Origin of the sequence: Nocardia nova NBRC 15556 (assembly GCF_001613005.1) — a bacterium.
GTDB classification, from domain to species: domain Bacteria; phylum Actinomycetota; class Actinomycetes; order Mycobacteriales; family Mycobacteriaceae; genus Nocardia; species Nocardia nova.
In genome coordinates this window covers 1-21,767 of sequence record NZ_BDBN01000007.1, presented here as the reverse complement: position 1 = coordinate 21,767, position 21,767 = coordinate 1, and the positions used below count along the sequence as shown (strand labels likewise).

Sequence of the window (21,767 nt, the reverse complement as noted above, 5' to 3'; positions counted from 1 at the left end):
GCGTGATGATGGATTGAGCACATGAGTAGCCGTGAAAGTCTTGCGGATTTCGTCCGGTTCTGGGGTCGTGCGATCCCAACGAGCGATGCGATCATCGAGGGAGATAATGCCACGACGTGGGCCGAGTTGGATGAGCGCACCTCGCGGCTCGCCAACGGGTTGAGGGCTCGCGGGATTGCCAAGGGCGACCGTATCGGTCTGCTCGCACCGAATTGTCGTGAGTACCTCGAGATTGTTATCGCGGGTTTCAAGCTCGGTGCCATCACCGTGCCGCTGAACTTCCGGTTGACAGCCAAGGAACTGGACTACATCATCCGGAATTCGGGATGCAGCCTGGTTATCTCCGCCCCCGCCCACGTCGCTGTTGCCGCGGAAGCGGTGGCCGGCGAGCCGGAGGGAGCCGACATCCGGCGGGTCGGGTTTGAACCGGGCTTCGGTGAGGTGCTCAGTTCACTCTATTCCGAGGACGTGACCGATCTGGACACGCCGATTGCCTCGGATGACGTAGCGTTCATTTGCTATACGAGCGGTACCACTGGAAATCCCAAGGGCGCGATGCTTACGCACGGCAACGTGCTCGCGACGGCTCATTATCGAAACCTGGCCGACGACCTCGGGCAAAACGACCGGCTCTATTTGCCTGCGCCGCTCGCATTCACAGGAACGCTGGTGATGCTGTGGGCGGTCGCTTATGTGGGTGGGGGCCTTACCGTCCTCGATACAGTGAGTGATGCACGGCGTTCGCTGGAAGCCATTCAGCGTCACAAAATTTCCCATTTCACCGCTGTGCCAGTGATATGGGAAGGAATGCTCAGCGACCCCGACTTCGCGCGATTCGACCTGTCATCACTGCGTACCTGTCTTACCGGCGGCGCGGCGGTCAGCGAGGCCTTCCTACAGAGGATGTGGGCAGCCGGAATTCCGGTCCGGAACGCGTATGGCCTGACTGAAGGTGCGAGTTCCACGACATGGCAGAGTTTTGACGATGCCCGCGAGCATCCACAATCGGTGGGCCGTGCGGGGATTCACAATCGTATTCGTGTCGTCGACCCTGTCGCCGAGCCGTTGGTCGATATGCCGACCGGTGAGGTGGGTGAGGTCATGGTCAAAGGGCCGGAAGTGATGCTCGGCTACTGGGCGGACCCGAGTGCAACAACAGCAACTCTCATCGACGGGTGGCTGAAGACCGGCGATCTCGGGTACTTGGATCGAGATGGATATCTCTATATAGCTGGACGGAGCAAGGATATGTTCATCTCGGGTGGATTGAACGTTTACCCGGCCGAGATCGAAGAAGTGCTCGCTCGAATCCCAGGCGTCGTCGAGTGCGCCGTCATCGGCGTCGACGACGAGAAATGGGGGGAAACTGCGGCTGCAATTATTCACCTATCGGAGGATGCGCATCTCGAGCCAATAGAGATCCGCAGCTATTGCAAGTCTCAACTCGCGGATTACAAGCTGCCTCGTTACGTGGTATTCCGGCCGTCTCCTCTACCTAGAAACATGTCCGGAAAAATTCTGAAGTGGCACCTTGCGGAGGAGTATTCGGAGCCGGCTTCACTAGGTGCTCCGTTGCGCTGAAACAGTATCGCTAGGCGCGCCTTTCCTTCCATTATCGGGCGCGCCTAGCGACTGACGAGGCGACAATCGCCTCAACCACTATTTACGTACTACTCAAGGCATGGATATGTCAACTTCAGAACCTCTACAAACGCCCATTTCAGATGACAGCATGGACAACGTTCCGATCGCTACAACAGCTTCGGGGCGCCGAGCGGCCATAGCCGGTGGCCTCGGAACCGTCATCGAGTATTACGAGTTCAGCCTGTACGGGCTCCTCGCGGTGTTCCTGGCGCCGGTGTTCTTCCCATCTCACGATCCTGCGGTGTCTACGGTCGCTGCTCTTGGCGCACTTGGTGTTTCGAATTTAGCACGCCCACTCGGTGGGATTCTAATCGGCCGTTTCGCCGACCGCCGAGGACGACGCACAATGCTGGTCCTCACCGTCGTGGTGATGGGGCTCGCGTCTGCGGCGATCGGCGTGCTTCCAGGGTACGGGACTGTCGGCATCTTAGCTCCAGTCCTTCTTGTGCTCGTACGTTTCGTTCAGGGATTGTCCGCGGCTGGCCAAGCAATGGGTGCAACTGCTTACGCGGTCGAATCCTCGCCCTCTGCACGCCGGACCTTCTTCAGTTCCTTCATCGGGAGCGGCGGTAGCTGGGGTTACGTCCTTTCGGCCGTCGTCACGGGGATTCTCAGTGTGATCGTGAGCCCTGACAGCATGGCATCGTGGGGTTGGCGAATTCCGTTTCTGCTCTGCTTTCCGCTGGCGTTGGTGTGCTTGTGGTTGCGTCAATCGATGCACGATTCTCCCGAATTCGTCCGTGAGAAGGAGAAGGCTCAGCTCACCTCACGCCCGTTCCGTGACGTGCTGCAGCGTCATCCGAAATCCGTTATCCGTGTGATAGGTATCCAGATCGGACTGTCCGCTCCCGGCTACGTCGGGCTTATCTACCTGTCGGTATTTCTGATCAGTGAGCGCAGTTTCCCGCGTAACGACGTCTACTGGGTGACCGCCATCGCGATTGCGCTGGAAGCACTCACAATCCCCCTTTACGGTATCTTGGCCGACAGGGTCGGTGGGCGGCGAATGCTGCTGGTATCGACGATCGCCTACATCGTTCTGGCCTATCCGTTAATGTTTGGACTGGCGCGTGTGGATAGCATTGTAGGCGTGGCGATCCTGTACAGCCTCTTTATGCAGATCGCGGGCGCGCAGACCGCGCCGGCCTGGGCGATTTTCGCGGACCTGTTTCCGACGAACGTGCGAACCAGTGGGATGGCGCTGGGATACAACGTCGGGGTAACACTCGCGGGCGGATTCGGCCCGTACATTGCTGCCCAACTAGTTCTCTTGACAGGTTCGAGACTGGCTCCGGCCTACTGGGTTATCGCGGGCTCCGTTGTAGGATTGGCGGCTATCGTCTCCTTGCCTCGCTCGCTCGCCGCGGGAAGGCACAGCAAGCTGTGATCACCGAACAACGCTTTGTATCCCGTGCCGGTCGCGATTCCGGCGACCGGCACAGGGAGGCCCCACCGCGCGCGGAGCGGACCTCGGATGATGCCTTCGAAAATACCGCGCGCTGGATCGGCGTTGAACTCGTGGTGACTGGAGCTGGTCAGCGGCTGGGCCGCCCTGGCACGCTGCGGAGGTCCCTGTGATTGCGCCCGGCGGGACCGAGATTACCGGAATCGATACGGCGGCGGTCGGCTTCTGGCTTGCGGGCCTGGATCTCGGCCTCAACGGACCGCTGTCTTTCAGCAGAATCGGTCTCGGCCAGTCCAATCTGACCTATCTGGTGCGCGATGATGCCGGGCATCGCTGGGTGCTGCGCCGACCGCCGCTGGGTCAGCTGCTGGCATCGGCGCACGACGTCGTGCGCGAGGCGCGGATCATGTCCGCACTCGCCGGCACCGGCGTTCCGGTCCCCGCCGTCGTGGCCGTGAGCACCGACACCGCGATCTGCGAAGCGCCGCTGGTGCTGATGGAGTTCGTCGACGGTGAGGTGGTGGACACAATGGCCGTGGCGGAGGCGCTCTCGCCACAGCGGCGTCGCGCGATCGCCGAATCACTGCCCCGCACCCTGGCCCGAATACACGCGGTAGATCTGGACGCGGTGGGGCTGGCGGATCTGGCAAGCCGCAAACCGTATGCGCAGCGTCAGCTGAACCGCTGGTCGCGGCAGTGGGAGCAGTCCAGGACGCGAGATCTGCCCGAACTGGACGATCTGACCCGGCGACTGACCGCAGCGATTCCGCCACAGTACGAGACGACGCTGGTGCACGGCGACTTCCATCTGCGCAACGTCATCACCTCCCGGGAATCCGGACAGGTAGTTGCGGCACTGGACTGGGAATTGTCTACCCTGGGCGATCCGCTCGCCGACATGGGAAGCCTGCTTGCCTACTGGCACGAGCCCGGTGAGGAGACCGGTGGCGATTTCCCGGCTTCGGCGCTGTCCGGCTTCCCGGACCGGACCGAGATGGCGCGCATCTATCTCGACGCAACCGGACGCGATGCCCAGGCGTTGAGCTTCTGGCACGTGCTGGGATTGTGGAAGGTCGCCGTCATCGCCGAGGGGGTGATGCGACGAGCCGCCGACACTCCGCAGAACAAGGCGGCGGCCGGAACCCCGACCGTCGCGCGGATCGATGCGATCGTCGCCAAGGCTCGGGAAATCGCCACTTCGGCAGGGATTTAGCCACACCTAGGACGTCGCCCGGCCGAGCCTGCTCACATTGGCCGCAGGTCGACGGGGGTATATGGAAGCGGGTCGGCGCCGGCCAGTAGCCGGCCGACCCGCAGTCTGTGGATAGGTGCAATCGCACAGCGCTGTATGCCGGATTTTGACGTGCAGATCGGGCGTGGCCGGCGGTTCGGACTGCAGCTCGATGAGAGGTCCACCGCCGTGGCCGACAGCAGCGCGCTCGCGGCCGAACCGGCCCGCAGCCGCGCGAGGCGATCGTCACCGACTGTGCAAGCACCAGCCATTCGGCGGCCTCCGTCTGAGGGCTGGATCGGCCACCTCAACCAAGCGCCGATTGGACGGCAGGCATGGCTCAGAATTCGGGCCAGAATCGAGTCGGCATGACTGTCGAGGGGAGCTTCAAACGACCAAGATGCGTTGGGCCGAAATAGGACTCAATGTGCCGGTAGTTGGTTGCCGCTGCCGGCCTCGGCCTAGGCTATTCCCGCTCGTGGCGAAGAAGGTCCTCGCCGCCCGCCATCATGGTGCATAAGCGATGACAGGCGACGAGACCTCAAGAGGTTCCCTGAAGGGCGCCGAATAAGTAGCAACTGTTGAAGCACCGTAGCTACGGCCGAAGAACTTTTGTGCTGGCGGTCGACTTACGAACGGTCGTGCTTCACCCCGGCGGAGTCGCCCGGATTGATGTGGCGTCTTCGACTGATGGCGTTCCGTGCGAGCGACGTATCTCTGGGCTCAAGGTCGCTATTCAGCTCGGGGCGCGGCTCTTCAGTCCTCAGGTGCGATCGTCACTCGCAGATCGTCCAGGTCATCGGTGAACGGCAGTTGGCACGACAACCGTGAGGTGATTCGGCGGTTGTCCGAAGTCTCCAGCAGCTCGTCCTCCTCCTCACTCATGGGTGGTAGCTGGGCTGCAAACGCAGTATCGACGTACACATGGCACGTGGCGCAGCAGAGCTCACCTCCGCAAAGCGCCATCAGTTCGCCGACACCCGCATCGCGGATCACCTCCATGGTGGACATACCCGACTGGCCGTCCACGATCCGGACGTCGCCGTCACGCGTCGTTATGTGGAGTTTTGGCATGTTTGTGCTCCTAGCGCTCGAGACTGTAGATATTCTATCAGTGTTGGATTATCGTGGCCGTGACAGCAAGGTACGTAAAGCGCGAGGTGAAAGCAATGCAAGCTGACAAGCCGGACAACCGGGGCAATCTGCTCGTCCGCGGAGGCACCCTTATCGACGGCACCGGCGCTCCGCAGCGTCGTGCGGACGTGCGCGTCAAGAACGGGATCGTGGCTGAAATCGGCCTCGGTCTAGCTCATGACGGCGAGCAGGAGGTGGATGCCAGTGGAGCGTTGGTAACCCCAGGGTTCATTGACGGCCATACCCACTATGACCCGTCATTGTTCTGGGACCCGAGCTGCGATCCGATGCCACAGCACGGCGTGACGACCGTTCTGTTCGGTAACTGTTCCCTCTCCTTGGCGCCGGTCCGTCAGAGCGATCGGGCATCGCTGAGCGAGACATTTGCGGTGATCGAGGAAATTCCAGAGCTCGGCTTCTCCGATCACATCCCGTGGGATTGGGAGTCCTACCCCGAGTACATCGCTTCGATGGGGTCGCGTGGCTTCGGTGTGAATGTTGCCGGGCTCGTCGGACTGTCGGCATTGCGGCTCTTCGTGATCGGCGACGAGGCTTGGGAACGCCCGTCGACACCAGACGAGACGCGGCGCATGGCTGTTCTGCTCGATGACGCACTTCGCGCGGGAGCTTCGGGCTTCTCCACGTCCTATTTCGACCGCGGTGCCGACGGTCGGCTCGTGCCCAGCGCTATGGCCGACGACGCCGAACTGGCCGCGTTGCTGAACGTGACAGGTGCCCATCGCGGACACTTCGAGGTCCTCTCGCAGATGATGGATCACCCTGTTTCCATGGACCAGCTGGAGCGACTCGCGCGGTTGTGTGGAGCCGCAGATGTGGCTATGACCTGGAACGGCTTCATCGACTGGGATAAAGATCCGTCGATCATCGAGGGCTATCTCGATCTGGCGCATCGACTCCAAGCCGACGGCCTGCGGGCCTATCCAACGATTTCGCCGCATCCGCAGGAGTTCATGGCGAATTGGCAGGGGGGAATGGGATTCATCAGCGTTCCGGCTTGGAATGAACTCTTGCAGGCGCCTGACGAAGCGACGCAAAGCCGTATGCTGGCGGACCCGGTATGGCGGAAGCGCGCCGCCGAAGACTGGGACCGTATTCCGAAGACTACGTTCCCTCATCACGACCTGGATCGAGTCCGCATCGAAACGGTTGAGCGGCCCGAGCTGGAAAAGTTCCTCGGCGAGTCACTCGGGTCCTGGGCCCAGAATCATGGCGGCCATCCTTCGGACGCGCTGGCAGATTGGCTCCAACTCAACGACTTGCACCCCGGCCTTGCTTACACCACAGGAAACGCCAATCATCAGAGGATCGGGGCATTCCTGAACGATCCCGCTACAGTCGTTTCCGCGAGTGACGCTGGCGCACATATTATTTCACACTGCAACACTGGTGACACCACTCTCCTGCTGACCCGCTATGTACGGGAAAGGCATGATCTCGAATTGGAACGGGCGGTTGCGGAGATGACTTCCCGTCCCGCCGATTTGTACGGGTTTTCAGACATCGGCCGCCTCGAAGTCGGCAAACGTGGTGATCTGACGGTGTTCGAACTCGATGCGCTCACATTCGGGAGGCCCGAGGCAGTATTGGACTTCCCCGGTGGGGCCAAGCGGTACCGCAGGCCGGCGGGTGGTTATCGCGTCACCGCGGTCAACGGGATTCTCACCCAGATCGACGGTAAAGCGACGGGCAACCTTCCGGGCGACTGGCTGCCGGGGAAGAAGCCATGCCGAATCTAAACCCTGCATTTCCGTACGGGGCGCTTGCCGTATTGGCCGCGTCGAGGCGCCTGGACGTCGGTAGGAAAAGCCATGACTAGCTTCGGGGTCCACACTGCCTTGGAGAAATGCACGGTAGCGGACCTCCAGAACGCCTGGAGGTCCGCTGAGGATCTGGGCTTCGACTGGGTGAGTATCTGGGATCATCTGCATCCCGCGGTCCATCCGGTCGACGCCGGCTCCCTCGATTCCATCGCTTGTCATACTGCTCTTGCGCTCACAACAGATAACGTGCGGGTGGGCTCTCTCGTCTACTCAGTGGGCTTTCGCCATCCAGGACTACTCGCCAGGGCTGCTGCGACTATTGACCAGCTGAGCGGGGGACGGGTGGAATTAGGGTTGGGCGCCGGCTGGAACCGAGATGAGTACGATGCCTTCGGTTTTTCATTCGAAGCTCCTGCCGTCCGCCTGAGACGGCTTCGAGAAGCTATCGAAATTGTCCGATTATTGTGGACGGAGAACGCGGTCGACTACGACGGCGAGTTCTATCGCCTGAAAGATGCCCGTTGCGGAACCCGGCCGATACAGCCGAGGCCACGAATCTGGGTCGGCGCCTCAGGGGAGAAGCACGGCTTGCCGCTGGTGGCCGCGGTGAACGACGGGTGGAACTGCTCATCGGTCACTCCCGAGGAGTTCAGACGCAAATTCGCGCTGGTGATGGAAATGGCCGAAGATCCGGCGGCGATTGTCACTGCCGTCAATGTCGGATTCGAGCTTGGTCGCAACGCTGAGGGACCCGTTTTGGCCGGTTCCGTCGAGCAGGTCATCGACACCATCGGCCGTTACGCAGAAGCCGGTGCAGACAGAGTGATCCTCCGGATGCTGGCCCCGTTCCGGCTCGACGACCTCGCGCTCTTCGCGGAATCCGTGGTACCGCATTTCACGGCGCCATCAACTGCCGCTTTCGAGGACTAGGTGAACAGATGACGAACTGGCATCTATACATAGGCTGCTTCACCGAGGACCTCTGGTTGCATTTTCCGCGGCCAGAATCAGATACGACGATTTCGTCTCGGGGAATCGAACACCTCATTTTCGACGATGACACAGGCGCACTTCGGGATGTTGGCCTTGCCAGTGACAACCTGGCAAGCCCACAGTATCTGGCTCTACACCCCAGGCTGCCGGTCCTCTACGCCGCGGAGTTCTCCCGACCGGGAAAACTTGTGACGTTCGAGATCTGCGCGGACGGCCGGCTGAAACGGCGGACGGCACAGAACTCGCTGGGGACACTGGCAGTGGCGACGAGCGTGCACCCTAGCGGCGCTGCGGTTTATGTCGGGCACTTGGGTGACGGCGTGCTGACCTCATGCACACTCGACGCCGAGGGTGGAATTCTCGACATGAAAGTTGCCGTCCCTGGCGCGGCAGGAGCAAGGATAGACAAGGGCGAGCGGTTCAACTACCGCGGTGCGGGCCCTAAGCATCATCAAGTTCGAATTACAGCAGACGGTCGTGCCCTTGTCGTCACGGACGTCGCCTCCGACGCGGTTGTCTCCTACGCAGTTGATCCACGGGACGGCTCGATCGGAGAGGTGATCTCCAGGGTTCACTTTCCTGAGGGTGCTGCGCCACGCCATATCGAGTTTCACCCGCGGGGGAACATCGCATACGTGGTCGGCGAAGGTGATGCAACGCTGTACGTACTCGAAGCTCGCCGAGGCGTCCCACTGAGGATCTTGAGCAGCTGCGTGCTCGCACCGCCGTCAGGCGAAAAAGATAAATGTCTTCCTTCCGAACTGCATCTCCATCCCGACCGGCGCACGTTGTTCGTGGGCCTTCGCAGAGCGGATCGCATTGCGGTTCTGGATGTCGACGCTACCGGTCGGGTGAAACTTCTTCATTATGAGGCGTGCGGAGGCAGGGATCCGCGCGCGGTAAGGGCCAGTCCAACAGGGCGCCACCTGTTCGTTGGAAATTGGGCCTCCAACAATGTTGCGGTCTTTTCTGTCGATGACAAACGTCGCCTCAAACCTGTCGGTCAGCCAGTGGAAGTGCCCTCACCAAGCTCTTTCGTCTTTGTCCCGGAGTAGCGGTGCACTCTTCGCAATTTGTCGAAAGTGGTCGCGCTATTTGCCCCGCGCTGAAGAGCTCGGATAGCTGTAATAGGTAATCCGAAATTTTCGGAGTAACTCAAAATTGTTTCGACTTCAAGTTCATAAATAACGTCAGAACTTCTGCCCGTAGCGGACCATGACGTCGAGGTCTGCATCGGCTCTGGATGAAGTCTGTCTATTTATCGTCTCGGTTCTCGTTCGAGTTTCCGAGTTGGTGAGCTGCGCCCGCAGCCCGCCCGGTTGGTATCAGAAAGGTAAGGAAATGAGGAGCATCGTCGCTGTCTCTGCGCTTGTGGTTGCGAGTGTGGGAGTTGTTACCGGGGTGGCTGGGGCGGAGCCTGCTGGAAGTGGTGTAGTGAATTACACCGCGTCGACGAATCGGGAATCGACTGTGATATCCACTGATGCCGGTTCGATGGATGTCGAAAATGGTGTGTTCAAAATCAAGGCCGCTGATGGCACGGTCGTGGCGGGTGCCGATCTGTCGTTTCGGGTAGACGATTTCGTTTTCCCGATCACTGCTGACATCGTGGATCGTCGGGCGACTTTGACGCCGCGGTTCGACATCGCTCATGCGGTGTATCGGCCCGCCGCTTTGCCGTTCGAGGATCAGGCGCCGTTCAAGACACCTTATGACCGTGAGGTGGCTGCTTGGAACCGTATGACCTCGACCATCGGCGCGGGTGCGACCATCGGCACGCTGGTGGGCGGCGTTGCCGGTGGCGCAGTTGGGTGTGTGCTGGGCGGAATTGCCGGTGCGACCGTTGCGGCGGCGGCGATCGTGGGCTTGTTCGGTGCGTTCGTACCCGCCGCGGTCGTCGGATGTCTCGGCGGGATCGTCGCGGTCGGCGCTCTGGGGACTTTGGCCGGCCAGCTGCTGGTCACCGCTCCGGTCGCGATCCTGGCGGCTATTCAGTATCTGACGACCGTCAACCAGCCCTTCCCGGCGCCGAAGTAACGTTCGCCCACGAGCCGCTGCACCGGGTTGAATTCTCTCGCCGCACAACATATCTGCGGCCACGAAACCAACCCATGCAGCGGCCCAACACCGTGCCCAACATGAGTGTGACCATGAAACAGTTGACACAGCATTGCTCGAGTGATCTGACGATGGGAACTTCGCTCGTCGTGGAGACGCGACGGAGGGAGGTGCTCAATCACTTCGGGAGCTGCCCTCGATGTGGCTATATGGCGCACGCATTCCTGGTGACGACTTTCTACACCGATGGCAGAGCACTCGTGACCACAGAGGGGCTCTGCGGGTTGACCTGCGGTTGGTCGGGCACGACCGCTATCACGAAGATGACGGCCGATTCCGACACGTAACCAACCCTAAACAGGCGAAGCGAGACGCTCGCCCGATGGGGTTGTCGGCGGGGCGGTTGGCGGCCGGCGAGAACAGTGGTGTGACTCCTGCACATGTTGTCCGGCACGGTGGGTGGCGGCTGCTTCTGGAGACGAGTCTTCCGTCACCTATGGATGACATAGGTAGGTAAGTAGGTAGTTCGCCGGTCGCTGATCCTGCTGGCGAAAAGCAGGCTGGTGAGCAACAAGTGCAAAAGCCTGCAGCCTGAGGAATGAGATGAACGTTGATAAGCTGCCCGGGAGAATTCCAGCTGTGATGTCCGATAGCACCCCAGTGCTGCGCGCCGGGTGCGAAGGCGGAGACTCTGGCATCGGGATAGGGCGTGAAGGGGGCGGCGGCGTCGGCAGTCCACTGCTGACCCCCTTTGGAGAGAGGGGTTCTCCGGCTTGCGCCGATGTACACCTACGAATCTGGTTGCGCGGTATGGCTTTCGACTATCGGGCCACCGCTGTTGCTGCACACTACGTGGTCCGTGACTGGGAGCGTAGGCGTTGGTGCACAATCGAATTCATTCAACACGCGGAAGGGGACAGGATGCCGGCAGCTCGTTTGCCGAACGAGCGGCTGTTTCTCGGCCCCTGACGGCAATGGGAAACCGATGCCGAGCGACTGAATCTCAGGGGCTGGTCTGTTCGGAGATCCACGCCGCGACCTGTGCGCGCGATGTGAATCCAAGCTTGGTGAGAATATGCTCCACGTGTCCCTCGGCGGTACGTGGGGAGATCACCAACCGTGCGGCGATGGCTCTATTGGTCAGCCCACGAGCGACCAGCTCGGCAATTTGGCGCTCCCTTTTTGTCAAGCGTGCTATAGGGTGGGGGAGCGGTGCGTTGGAACGTGCCTCGCCTAATGCCAAGGCCACCAGCGACTCGAAACTCCTCGTCGCCCCCTCCTGGTGGGCAGCTTCGAAGTTCCTGTCTCCGAGGGCGCGTCGGCACGATTTCTCGCACCTTTCGTGATATCGCTGCAGTCGACGAAACATGAAGGTCGTGCTGCCGGCAACACGACAGAGTGAAGCCGCGCCACCCATCAAAACAGCCGCGCGGCGGCGCCGGTTCCCTTCGTCACCGATCCAGGCCAGCGTTTCGAGGCAGCGGGCACCGACGAGGGGGTCGTTGACCACTCGAGCTATGCGGAGGCCTTCCATCAGAAGTTGCTCTGCCCGAATTGCATCGCCTTCTTGCCATGTAGCGAATCCCATTGCCCATATCGCCCACGATCGCTGCGAAGATTCTCCGAGAGTTTCGGTAATAGTGAGTGCCTTCTCGAGGGACACGACGGCTCGGGAGGTGTCGCCCTGAAGTGCGTGAGCCCATCCGAGCACGATCTGCGCATCCAGGAGAAACTTCACTTCGTCGTATGTTTTATACACGTCGACCGCGTCGGCCAATGCGCCGGCGGCCCAGGCCAGATCGCTGTTCTCCTCGCCCAGTGCCTTGATGCCCTCGCTATGTTGGAGCAGCGCCCGAATACGCATGTCGGTCGCATGTTCGGTCATCCCTCGCAGTTGCGCGATATATGGACTGGATACGAGCTCGCCCCGCTCTGCCGCTATGACGCTGGCTCCGTACAGCGTCTTCGCCCGGTCGACGGTCTGGATGTCATCGGTGTGGGCGAGCGCGCGCTCGCACCATCGACGGGCTTCGCCGAGCCGTCCACGTAATGTCCAGAAGAGGTAGAGAGCGTTGACAAATGGCAACACGTGGCTGCCGGGCTCAGACAGGTCGAATTCGAGCGCCTCGCGGATATTCGGCATTTCCCGATCGAGTCGATCGGCCCACTCCAGTTGGCGGGGCCCAACCCACTCCGCCTCTGCTCGTCGCGCCAGCTGTGCGCACCAATCTCGATGTCGCCGTGCGAGGTTTGGATACTCGCCACGTTCTTCGGCTTGCTCCCTTCCATACTGCTGGACGGTCTCGAGCATCCGGAAACGAACGGTCGAGGCGACGTCCTGGCGGATCAAAATCGACTTGTCGACCAGTGCCGACAAAGTGTCCAACAATTCCGTTTCCGGGACGGTTGTATTACAAAAGTACTCCGCAGCATCGAGTTCGAGACCACCCGAGAACACCGACAGCTGTCTCCACAGCTGTTGCTCGTTCTCGGTGCACAAATCGTAGCTCCAGCCTATACACCATTGCAGGGTCTGCTGTCTTCTCGGAGAGCTACGACTGCCACGTGTCAGCAACGCGTAGCGATCATCCAGTCGAGACAGAATTTGCTCGGGTGACATCGTTCGTAAGCGAACAGCGGCCAACTCGATGGCAAGCGGCAACCCATCCAGGCGGATGCATATCTGAGCTACGCTGGCGCCGGTGGCATCGCTGATAGAAAAGCCTGGCACGACTGCGGCAGCTCGTTCGGCGAACAATGCCACCGCGTCGGAGCGGGAGGTTGCACGCTGCGACGGTGCGCTGTTCGAATCTGGAATCCCCAACGGCGGAACAGAGAACACCGATTCGCCGCCGACGCCGAGTGTCTCGCGGCTGGTCGCCACGATTCGTAGCCGCGGACAGGTTCTGAGCAGCAAGCTGGTCAACGTTGTGATAGATCCCAGGAGATGCTCACAATTGTCCAAGAGCAGCAGCATTTCACGCGAGGACAGTAGTTCGGCCAGCTGCTCGGGAACCGTTCTGTTGCCTTGACTTCGGATACCGAGGGTGGCTGCGACAACATCAGGTACCAACTCCGGATCCGCTAGATTACCCAGCTCGACAAACCAAGCGCCGTCGGTGAAATCACTGCTGACCTTTTGAGCGACTCTCAGCGCGAGCCGAGACTTGCCCACGCCGCCGACTCCGGTCAACGTCACCAGGCGGGACGCTACCAGCAGGTTCTTGACCTCCGCGAGGTGGATGCGCCTGTCGACGAAGCTGGTCAGCTCGAGGGGAAGATTGCCGGCCTTTTCCGGAGGAATCGACGCGTCGATCACTGGGCGTCGTGTTCCTGGCCGTTCCTGTAACGCCATGTCTTCCACATGGATGCCATGATTGCGTTCGACCTGCCGAAGCCGCTCGCCCAACTGTTCGGCAGAGGGACGATTCTCTGGGTCGCGCGACATCGCCGATTCGATGACTACGGTGAGGTCATTTGGGAGCCCGCGCTCGCGGAGGTCAGGTAGAGATTGTTCGCTGATTCGCACGAATTGTGCGATCAATTGTTCGCCGCTGCGGCGCTCGAAGGCCGCATGACCGGTGAGTGCACAGAACAACGTTGCCCCGAGCCCATACACGTCGGAAGCTCGACTAGGGGAAGCCCCTCCGAGTAGCTCCGGTGCAGTGAATGCCGGCGATCCGAGGATTGTGCCGGTCGTCGTTTCGAAGCCACCGGCAATGTGCGCGATGCCGAAGTCGGTCAGCGCCGGATCGCCGTAGTCGGTGATAAGGATATTTCCCGGCTTGATGTCGCGGTGCAGGATGTTGGCGCGATGTGCGGTTTCCAGGGCACCGGCTATCTTGATGCCCAATCGCAGCACATCTGGAAGCGCCAGCGGCCCTTCGCGGCGTATGAGCTCATCGAGGGACCCCCGGTGCAAGTACGGCATAACCAGGTATGGACGGTTGTTTGATGTGGTACCAACACCGAGCACGTCGACGATGTTCGGATGCCCCGTCAGGCGTCCCATCGCCTGCTGCTCGCGAACGAAACGCTCCCGATTGTGCTCGAGTTCGCCGGTCAGCACCTTGACTGCCACAGTGCGATCCACTGCAAGTTGAGTACAGCGATATACCTTGCCGAAACCGCCGCGTCCGATCTCCTCCGCGTTAGCGAAACCGGCAGCCTTCAACTCAGCGACCACGGCGAGGTCGCCATCAGGTTGGGTTTCAGACGGATTGGTCTCGACCATTGCCTACTCGTCGACCTACTGAGCTCATGAGAGCCAGAATATCCCGAGCACCGTCTTTCCGAGACCATGTTGCCCGCGATTGCGGATGTCACGCGCGAGACGCGAGCGCTCTCCAGCGCCGGAGCCGATGCCCTATGAGATGGCACTGCCGGACCCGGATTCGGCCATATCGCGGCATAGGCCTGGCTTGTCCACGGCTGGCCCGCATGCTCGCGTCTGCGCTTGCCCTCAACCGACCCGGTACGGGCGGAAGAACTCGCGGAGTTCCTGGACGTAGAGTTCGGGCTCCTCGAACGGTGCGAAATGGCCGCCGCGGGCAGGTTCGCTCACGCTTACGACGTTTGCTGTACGGTCGAGCCACGATCTGGGTGGTCGAAGAATGTCTCCACGAAAAAGGGAAAACCCGCTTGGCACATCGACCCGGCGCTGTTTCTGCGTGAGCGGTATGTCGGCGTTGGCCCGGTACATGCGCATCGATGAGCCGATCGTTCGGGTCAGCCAGTAGAGCGTGATGTTGGTAAGCAGCTCGTCCTTGGTGAAGGACCGTTCGACATCGCCGCCGCAGTCGCTCCAGGCTCGGAACTTCTCAACCATCCACGAAGCGAGACCGGCGGGTGAATCTTCTAGAGCGACCGCTACTGTATTGGGTTTTGTGCGGTGCACCGCACCGTAGGCTCCTTCGGACTTTTCCCAAGCTGCGACCTCGTCGAGCCATTGCCGTTCCTCACTCGTCAGAGAAGCGGGGTCGGAGACGTGGACTGGTAGGCCGGCATCCATGCGGTGGACGGCGACGACCCGGTCCGGATAGTCGAGCGCCAGGTAACGGCTGACTTGCGAGCCAACGTCCCCACCTACCGCACCGAACTGCTCGTAACCTAGGCAAGTCATGAGCTGCGCCCAAAGGCCGGCGACTTCGAGTGAACTGAGCGCAGGACCCACGGGCCGATCCGAGTAACCGAAACCTGGTAGGTCGGGAACAACAACATCGAAAGCATCCGTCAATGCGGCGCCATGCGAGCGCGGATCTACCAGCAGAGGAAGCGCTTTCATGTACCGCCAGAACGAATCCGGCCAACCGTGAGTCAGAATGATCGGCAGAGCAGGAGCCGAGGACACGGCGGCTCGCAGATGTACAAAGTGGATACGTACTCCGGACAGTTCGACTCGAAACCTGGGCAGGGCCGCGAATTTCGACTCCTGGGCGGTCCAGTCGAAATCTTCTGCCCAGTAATCGACGAGTTCGCGCAGATAGGCGGGGTCCGTACCCAGCGCCCAGCCGGCGTCATCCCCGACCGGTGGCCACCGGGTAGCACGTAAGCGGCGGCGAAGATCGGTGAGGTCCGCCTGCGTTGTGCGCGACACATACGGCTCAGGGCGAAACTCGTTGTCTCGCATAATCAGCGCCTTTCTGCCCTTCAGCCGGATATTTCGCCCACACCCACCACAATCTACGATGAGAAAAGGGTGTTCGAGGCGGCGAATATGCATCCATGTGACTGAACCCTCGGCCTGTCTCACCGCCGTCGGCCATCCGTTCGGAACTACGTGTGGATCTCGGCCGTTGCTTGACCAGTCACGACCGTAAGGCCGTCTTGATTGGTTGTTACCACTGTGAAGTCGGCTACGTGTCGGCCTGTCTCGTTCACGCGCAACTTCTCGACAGTCGCAGTCGCTGTCAAGGTGTCTCCAGGGCGAACGAGGTTGACAAATCGGACACCGAAGCTTGTGAGGCGACCGTTACCGACCCAGTCGGTAAGGACCTTGCCGGTAGCGCCCATAGTGAGCATTCCGTGTGCGAATACAGTTGGATGGCCAGCTACTCGGGTGACGTATACCTCATCCGTGTGAACCGGGTTGAAGTCGCCGGACGCTCCAGCGTACATCACGATCTGACTGCGGGGCAGGTCCGTGATGACTTCCAGGGTGCGGCTGCTGCCGACCTCGAATGTCGTGTAGTCGGGCATCGAACTCCCTGTGGTGAGGCGGGCTTTCCGAGACGTTGTAGGCGCAGTGCGTGATGGTGCCTACCGCGTTGCCGCGTATAACTCATGCTGGTCGGCTGGACGACGATGACAACGCCGAACGCTCGAACCGAGATTAATCAATCATAGTTTGGTTTGGCAAGTGTGTCGAATCGACGCCGGAGCCGGGAGGCGGCAGCCGTGCGCACAGCCGTTCATGCGACGAGGGGGACCGCTTAATTCGATTGCCAGCGAGGGAGTTGGCATTCGGAAGGCAGCATGGCGCAGCGCCCGATGCTGGACGCAGCCGCTCGTTGCTCGAGACGCTACGAGCGGGTTCTATGACCTCGAAAGCCCCTGTAACGGAAGTTCGACCCAAATTGCCGACTTGTTGTCGGCCTGCGAGGTAGAAATTCTGAGCGGGTCTCCGCGCATTCGAGCGTGTGTTCAACCCGTCGCTGATCGGGTTCCACGTGTAGAACTACTGGTGGGATGTTGTCCTGGAGCCTATCCGGTTCGACAATCGACAGGGCCGGTGGAAGCATGGCCGACTACGGTCTTCGGCTGGGGAGCTGGACGTCTTCCTTGTTCGCGATTCGTGTCCAGCCGGCCGCGAGCACTGCATCCGTAATCGAGCGGGCCACGCATTCCCACAACTGCTCGTCATCGACATGCGCCGCGGCGGCGCGACGTGCCTCCTTGAGTGCCGTGAACGATTCGTCGAGTTCTTCGGTGTCGTTTTGCGCGGCGGTGGTATAGAGCACCGAGCCGAAGGTGAACGATTCCATGCTTTCAATGAGTGGGATGATCGCGGGTCGAGGCACTCCGCTCTGAACGAGGATGCGTACAGCCTTGTCGTAGAATTCCAGCGCAATTCGATGGGGATGCTGCTTCAAGATTACGGTCACCAGGGCCGGGTGGTCGAGAAGCGCTTGACGGTAGAGGCGGGCCTGATCGATGAACCACTCCCTCCAGCTGGCATCGGGAGAGTCGAGAAGGCGTGCTTCTTTGAGCGCTAACTGAGCGGATCCGAGGAGAATATCTTCCTTGTTGCGGAAATGGTGATACAGCGACGCTGAGTTGATGTCGAGTTCGCGTCCGAGTCGACGAATGCTCAACTCCTCGAGGCCTTCCTCATCGATGATTCGAAGCGCGGCCTCGAGTGTGGCGCGCTTCGAGATGAGGGGCACTTTGGGGCGTCCCGCTGGGGTCTCCTTCTTACGGCGGCTTGGCACGACAGTGACGACTTTAGAATGGAATGGCTGCATCGGCTGCCGACCAGGGGGCATCAGGCAAGCAATGACCCTCCGTCCGTATCTCTGGTCAAGCGAGCGGCAGCGTCCTCAATTCCTCTGGCCAATCCCGGTTGCCCAGTCGCGATCATACCGCGCAGGTGATTTCCTCCGTCTACAGGCAAGCACACCCCTGTGACCCAAGAAGCCTGCGGACTGACGAGGAACGAGACCGCTTCGGCAAGGTCCACTGCGCTACCTAAACGCCCTAGTGGCGTTTCGTCGAGTTGTCTCACCGCGAAGGCGTCATCACGGTAGAGCCCTGATGTCATGTCCGATTCGACAACGCCGGCCCGTATGGCATTGACTCGCACGCCGTCTCGTCCAAGTTCGTTCGCCCCGTTGGTGATCAGCGCCTCGAGCCCGGCTTTGCTGACCGCATAGGGCGACATCCCTGGGTGGGGTTTCACGGCTGCTATCGATGACACAGCTACAATCGACCCCCCGCCGTTCTTGGCGATCGTGATGGCGCTGCTCCGTAGTGTGATGAACGCGCCATCGAGATTGGTCGCAAGTACACGTCGCCATGCGCGAAGCGGCGTGGATGTGACTTCGGAGTAGGCGCTGCCGGTGCCCGCCGCGAGGATCGCAACTTTCAGCGGTGCGCGGGCATCGGCTTGCTGGACCGCGAGCGCCACTTCGGACTCGCTTGTCACGTTTGCGATGGCAATCGACACGCTGTCGCCCAACGCGGCTTGAGTCGAGCGCAGAGGACCCTCGCGTCGGCCCACGATCGTGACCTGATATCCATCTCGAACGAGCCGTTCGGCGATGTGACGGCCGATCCCCGTTCCGCCGCCTGTGACGAGCGCAGAGGCTGCGGTGTGTAGCACGGTCACCGCGCCGCCTGCCAGTTTCCGAGCCAAGAGTTCGATGTGTGTCTGACTCCCATGCCCGCAAGTGTAATAGAACAGTGGTTGGTTTTTCTCTCGGTGTGTGTCAGATCGCAGCCATGCAGGCTGGCTGTGCGTGCGAATCGTATTGCGTTCGTTCTGGATACGGCTACGCGGTGGGGCATATCGGCCGGTAGGGCTATCGGAGGTGGATGGATCGGCCTGCGTGCCGAACATGTGGCAACGCGGAAGTTGACGACTCTCCTGCTCGTGGTCGACCGGCTGAATTCTCCCAGGCGGTGCTTGGGCGCTGGCATCGACTATAATCAAACAGTGATTGGAAACGGCCCGGGGGCGCGCCGCGCTCAGGCACGCGTTGGTGCAGCTCGGCTGGGTGTTGCTCCGTCACTTTGGTATCCGAACCGAGAAGCCTCATCGACCCATGAAGGAGATAGCCCTGTGCGCGACGCAGTGATAGTGGAAGCAGTCCGGACACCGCTCGGAAGGAGGGGAGGTGCACTCGCGGATATCCACCCCGTCGATTTGTCGGCACATGTGTTGCGGGCGTTGGCAGATCGCAGCGGGATCGATCCAGGGTTGGTCGACGATGTTATCTGGGGATGTGTCAGCCAAGTCGGCGATCAAACCTTCGACATCGGCCGTAGCGCTGTCCTGGCAGCCGGCTGGCCGGAGACCGTCACTGGCGTGACCGTCGACCGGCAATGTGGTTCGTCGCAGCAGTCGGTGCACTTCGCCGCTGCAGGCTTGATCGCGGGACAATATGACATTGCCGTCGCTGGTGGTGTCGAGTCCATGTCGCGAGTACCGATGGGATCGGCCGTCGGCGCCGGCGATCCACTCGGCGCGCAGTACAGGAATCGCTACGGTGAGGACTTCCCGAGCCAGGGCTTGGGAGCGGAGATGATCGCCGAGCGGTGGGGGTTCTCGCGCACTCAGCTGGACGAGTTTTCACTGAGTAGCCACGAGAAGGCTGCCGTCGCACGCGCTGACGGTCGATTCGACGCTCAAATCGCTGCCGTCGCCACAATCGCCGGAAAGGTCGTGGAACGCGACGAGGGTATCCGCGTCGGCGGGACGGTGGAGAAACTTGCCACTCTGAAGCCGGTGTTCAAGGATGATGGTGTCGTTCACGCGGGCAATTCGTCGCAGATTTCCGACGGTTCGGCTGCGCTGCTGATGACTACGTCGGAAAAGGCAGCAGAGCTCGGTTTGAGCCCGATCGCCCGGGTGCACACGGCGGTCCTCGCAGGCGCCGATCCGGTTGTCATGCTGACCGCGCCGATTCCAGCGACGCGCAAAGCTCTGGAAAAGTCTGGGCTGAAGCTTGACGAAATCGGCGCATACGAGGTCAACGAGGCATTCGCTCCCGTTCCGCTCGCCTGGCTTGCCGAACTCGGCGCCGACCATAAGATACTCAATCCGAACGGCGGTGCAATAGCGCTGGGCCATCCCCTCGGTGGCTCCGGCGCGCGACTGATGACAACGCTCCTACATCACATGCGTGACAACGGAATTCGATACGGATTGCAGACCATGTGTGAAGGTGGGGGACAAGCAAACGCCACTATCCTCGAACTTCTCTGACGGTAAGTAGCGGTACACGCGTGCTGTGACGTTTGGATCATCGCGCTGGGAGTCGAGTCTTCACCCACGGGTCGAGCGGCGAGCGGTCGGTGTGGTGTTGGACCGCTGCGTGGGTTGGTTTCGTGGCCCCGGATATGTTGTGCGGCGAGAGAATCAACTCGACGCAGCGGCTCGTCGGCGAACCTTACTTCGGCGTCGGGAAGGCTGGTTGACGGTCCTCAGATACTGAATAGCCGCCAGGATTGCAGCCGGAGCGGTGACCAGCAGCTGGCCGGCCAAGGTACCCAGCGCCCCGACCTCGATGATCCCGCCGAAACGGCTGACGAGCGCGGCGGACGTAGGGAGCAATGACGTGTGAGGTCGAGATTCGAGTGGCCCAAGTCAGAAGGTGTGCCCAGTCAATGCGACTGGTTTCGCAGTCGGCAAGGCTGTGTCGCGGGTGGGGTATGGCTCAGCCAGAAGTAGGCGTACGAGAAATAGGTATGTCGGGGGGTAGTTCGACCGTCGTGGTGGTGCTCGCCCGTGATGACGCTGTCGTGTGTTCTATCTGCAACATTGCGCGGAGGGCTCGATGTCTATACCCAACCTTCACTACAAGTCTCATGGCAGCACAGTGGTCGCGGAGCGTATTTTGTTGATCCGGCGATGCGCGAAATGTGACAAGTTGTTCGCGCCGCTGACCGCCGGGTGTTCCTCGTGTGCGTCCGACGACCTCGAATGGGTGCCGTCGTCGGGAAACGGTTCGGTCGTTTCGTGGCGGGTAGTGGATCGAGCCGACGCGCACGGGGTATTGGCGCCGTCCACGATCGCGATCGTGGAACTCGACGAGGGGCCGTGGGTCTACACCTCCCTGGAGGGCGACGTGCCGCTGGTTCCGGATCGTCCGGTGCGTGTGCACTTCCAGCCATATCCCCCGGACGACAGCTATCCGGTGTTTGTGGTGTGTATCGATCCCCAACACAGGCGGTGTCAGCGGGAACCGGTGACTCCCGCCGGCTCTGAATGGGGAGATCATGCGCGGCGGTGAACCGCATATAGCGGAGCGATATGGCCATGCATGGGTCCGGATTTCGCTGCAGCAATGTCGACTTCTGGAGCGAGGAGGATGGATCGATCCTGATGCGAGGTCGGTGATCATGTTCGCCATTCAATGGGCGCCGTTCGGCGGTGCAGACTCAGGTGAGTTGCTCGTGCGTTTCGGCGTCACCAAACGGCGGTTTCTGCAGGTGTTGAACGCGGCGTTGACTCCGCGCCGCACGGACAACAGTGACGTGAGAGGACTGAAGCGTCATCTCCTGGCAACATTGGACCATGCATGGAATCCCAGTCGTGGTAGCGGCTCTTTTCCCTGCTCTGCGGATATCGACGGAATCTCGTAGCGCCCGGTCCCGGGGGACGATACGGACCCGCTTGTTTCGTGGTAGGGCAGTGGGCGCCGCCTGTGTGATCGCGTACGTCATCCATACCACTCAGTCGTCGCAGCCGGAAAGGATCCGTTGGGAACCCTCGTTTCGGCGGCTGCTTGGAGCTGGAAGGGCGGGAAAGGTAGCTGCTTCGGCGTGGATGATCAGTTCGCCGAACCGGCGGGACAGGGCA

The 21,767-nt window shown here is 61.0% G+C and carries 16 protein-coding genes and 1 pseudogene; 10 read left to right on the top strand and 7 right to left on the bottom strand.

Annotation, left to right across the window (positions count from 1 at the left end; genetic code table 11):
- Positions 1–21: 21 nt before the first annotated feature.
- The 3 genes from NN2_RS04155 to NN2_RS04145 all read left to right on the top strand — a co-directional run bounded on the left by NN2_RS04155 (position 22) and on the right by NN2_RS04145 (position 4,262).
- Positions 22–1,581, top strand: a complete 1,560-nt coding sequence (locus NN2_RS04155) for a class I adenylate-forming enzyme family protein (protein WP_063010520.1) — start codon at positions 22–24, stop codon at positions 1,579–1,581.
- Positions 1,582–1,732: 151 nt separating this feature from the next.
- A complete protein-coding gene (locus NN2_RS04150; RefSeq protein ID WP_245658542.1) occupies positions 1,733–3,031 on the top strand; it encodes an MFS transporter in 1,299 nt (432 codons plus the stop codon).
- Positions 3,032–3,218: 187 nt separating this feature from the next.
- Entirely contained in the window at positions 3,219–4,262 is a 1,044-nt protein-coding gene (locus NN2_RS04145) for a phosphotransferase family protein (RefSeq protein WP_396925510.1), read from the top strand.
- Positions 4,263–5,036: 774 nt separating this feature from the next.
- On the opposite strand, the gene NN2_RS04140 is transcribed toward NN2_RS04145, so the two are convergent.
- Complete coding sequence (locus NN2_RS04140) at positions 5,037–5,354, bottom strand: 2Fe-2S iron-sulfur cluster-binding protein (protein ID WP_063010516.1); 318 nt, start codon at positions 5,352–5,354, stop codon at positions 5,037–5,039.
- Between the two features lie 95 nt (positions 5,355–5,449).
- Between NN2_RS04140 and NN2_RS04135 the strand changes: the two genes are divergently transcribed.
- The 4 genes from NN2_RS04135 to NN2_RS04125 all read left to right on the top strand — a co-directional run bounded on the left by NN2_RS04135 (position 5,450) and on the right by NN2_RS04125 (position 10,225).
- Positions 5,450–7,171: an N-acyl-D-amino-acid deacylase family protein gene (locus tag NN2_RS04135; RefSeq protein WP_063910658.1), complete on the top strand. Its 1,722-nt coding sequence runs from the start codon at positions 5,450–5,452 to the stop codon at positions 7,169–7,171.
- A gap of 72 nt (positions 7,172–7,243) precedes the next feature.
- The gene (locus tag NN2_RS36035) at positions 7,244–8,125 is read left to right on the top strand and encodes an LLM class flavin-dependent oxidoreductase (RefSeq protein ID WP_082856714.1); all 882 of its coding nucleotides are present in this window, start codon (positions 7,244–7,246) and stop codon (positions 8,123–8,125) included.
- 8 nt (positions 8,126–8,133) lie between these two features.
- On the top strand, positions 8,134–9,243 hold the full coding sequence (locus tag NN2_RS36030) for a lactonase family protein (RefSeq protein ID WP_082856713.1): 1,110 nt from the start codon (positions 8,134–8,136) through the stop codon (positions 9,241–9,243).
- A gap of 286 nt (positions 9,244–9,529) precedes the next feature.
- Positions 9,530–10,225, top strand: a complete 696-nt coding sequence (locus tag NN2_RS04125) for a DUF8020 domain-containing protein (protein ID WP_063010510.1) — start codon at positions 9,530–9,532, stop codon at positions 10,223–10,225.
- Positions 10,226–11,249: 1,024 nt separating this feature from the next.
- Here NN2_RS04125 and NN2_RS04115 read toward each other — a convergent pair.
- The 5 genes from NN2_RS04115 to NN2_RS36025 all read right to left on the bottom strand — a co-directional run bounded on the left by NN2_RS04115 (position 11,250) and on the right by NN2_RS36025 (position 18,803).
- The gene (locus NN2_RS04115) at positions 11,250–14,480 is read right to left on the bottom strand and encodes a protein kinase domain-containing protein (RefSeq protein ID WP_063010506.1); all 3,231 of its coding nucleotides are present in this window, start codon (positions 14,478–14,480) and stop codon (positions 11,250–11,252) included.
- A gap of 228 nt (positions 14,481–14,708) precedes the next feature.
- Complete coding sequence (locus tag NN2_RS04110; RefSeq protein ID WP_245658540.1) at positions 14,709–15,968, bottom strand: epoxide hydrolase family protein; 1,260 nt, start codon at positions 15,966–15,968, stop codon at positions 14,709–14,711.
- A gap of 53 nt (positions 15,969–16,021) precedes the next feature.
- Positions 16,022–16,444, bottom strand: coding sequence for a MaoC/PaaZ C-terminal domain-containing protein (locus tag NN2_RS04105; RefSeq protein WP_063010502.1), 423 nt, complete (start codon positions 16,442–16,444; stop codon positions 16,022–16,024).
- Between the two features lie 548 nt (positions 16,445–16,992).
- Positions 16,993–17,631 carry a TetR family transcriptional regulator gene (locus NN2_RS04100; protein WP_063010500.1) on the bottom strand — a complete coding sequence of 213 codons (639 nt, stop codon included), beginning with the start codon at positions 17,629–17,631 and terminating at the stop codon, positions 16,993–16,995.
- 98 nt (positions 17,632–17,729) lie between these two features.
- Positions 17,730–18,803, bottom strand: a complete 1,074-nt coding sequence (locus NN2_RS36025) for an SDR family NAD(P)-dependent oxidoreductase (RefSeq protein WP_082856711.1) — start codon at positions 18,801–18,803, stop codon at positions 17,730–17,732.
- A gap of 222 nt (positions 18,804–19,025) precedes the next feature.
- Here NN2_RS36025 and NN2_RS04095 point away from each other — a divergent pair, with 222 nt between their 5' ends.
- Positions 19,026–20,171, top strand: a complete 1,146-nt coding sequence (locus NN2_RS04095) for a thiolase family protein (protein ID WP_063010498.1) — start codon at positions 19,026–19,028, stop codon at positions 20,169–20,171.
- A 153-nt stretch (positions 20,172–20,324) separates the two neighbouring features.
- On the opposite strand, the pseudogene NN2_RS39160 reads toward NN2_RS04095, so the two are convergent.
- Positions 20,325–20,504: pseudogene (locus tag NN2_RS39160) on the bottom strand (hypothetical protein); the annotation flags it as partial.
- A gap of 205 nt (positions 20,505–20,709) precedes the next feature.
- Here NN2_RS39160 and NN2_RS04090 point away from each other — a divergent pair.
- Both NN2_RS04090 and NN2_RS36920 read left to right on the top strand, forming a co-directional pair.
- Positions 20,710–21,198: a Zn-ribbon domain-containing OB-fold protein gene (locus NN2_RS04090; RefSeq protein WP_245658538.1), complete on the top strand. Its 489-nt coding sequence runs from the start codon at positions 20,710–20,712 to the stop codon at positions 21,196–21,198.
- Positions 21,185–21,550 carry a hypothetical protein gene (locus tag NN2_RS36920; protein ID WP_156511199.1) on the top strand — a complete coding sequence of 122 codons (366 nt, stop codon included), beginning with the start codon at positions 21,185–21,187 and terminating at the stop codon, positions 21,548–21,550. The genes NN2_RS04090 and NN2_RS36920 overlap by 14 nt, the downstream gene beginning before the upstream one ends.
- Positions 21,551–21,767 lie beyond the last annotated feature (217 nt).

Excerpts from the sequence above, each read along its gene's own strand:
- NN2_RS04115 (WP_063010506.1), bottom strand. The coding sequence starts at position 14,480 with ATGGTCGAGACCAATCCGTCTGAAACCCAACCTGATGGCGACCTCGCC.
- NN2_RS04135 (WP_063910658.1), top strand. The coding sequence starts at position 5,450 with ATGCAAGCTGACAAGCCGGACAACCGGGGCAATCTGCTCGTCCGCGGA.
- NN2_RS36035 (WP_082856714.1), top strand. The coding sequence starts at position 7,244 with ATGACTAGCTTCGGGGTCCACACTGCCTTGGAGAAATGCACGGTAGCG.
- NN2_RS36030 (WP_082856713.1), top strand. The coding sequence starts at position 8,134 with ATGACGAACTGGCATCTATACATAGGCTGCTTCACCGAGGACCTCTGG.
- NN2_RS04105 (WP_063010502.1), bottom strand. The coding sequence starts at position 16,444 with ATGCCCGACTACACGACATTCGAGGTCGGCAGCAGCCGCACCCTGGAA.
- NN2_RS04110 (WP_245658540.1), bottom strand. The coding sequence starts at position 15,968 with ATGCATATTCGCCGCCTCGAACACCCTTTTCTCATCGTAGATTGTGGT.
- NN2_RS04150 (WP_245658542.1), top strand. The coding sequence starts at position 1,733 with ATGGACAACGTTCCGATCGCTACAACAGCTTCGGGGCGCCGAGCGGCC.
- NN2_RS36025 (WP_082856711.1), bottom strand. The coding sequence starts at position 18,803 with ATGTTCGGCACGCAGGCCGATCCATCCACCTCCGATAGCCCTACCGGC.
- NN2_RS04155 (WP_063010520.1), top strand. The coding sequence starts at position 22 with ATGAGTAGCCGTGAAAGTCTTGCGGATTTCGTCCGGTTCTGGGGTCGT.
- NN2_RS04140 (WP_063010516.1), bottom strand. The coding sequence starts at position 5,354 with ATGCCAAAACTCCACATAACGACGCGTGACGGCGACGTCCGGATCGTG.
- NN2_RS04125 (WP_063010510.1), top strand. The coding sequence starts at position 9,530 with ATGAGGAGCATCGTCGCTGTCTCTGCGCTTGTGGTTGCGAGTGTGGGA.
- NN2_RS36920 (WP_156511199.1), top strand. The coding sequence starts at position 21,185 with ATGCGCGGCGGTGAACCGCATATAGCGGAGCGATATGGCCATGCATGG.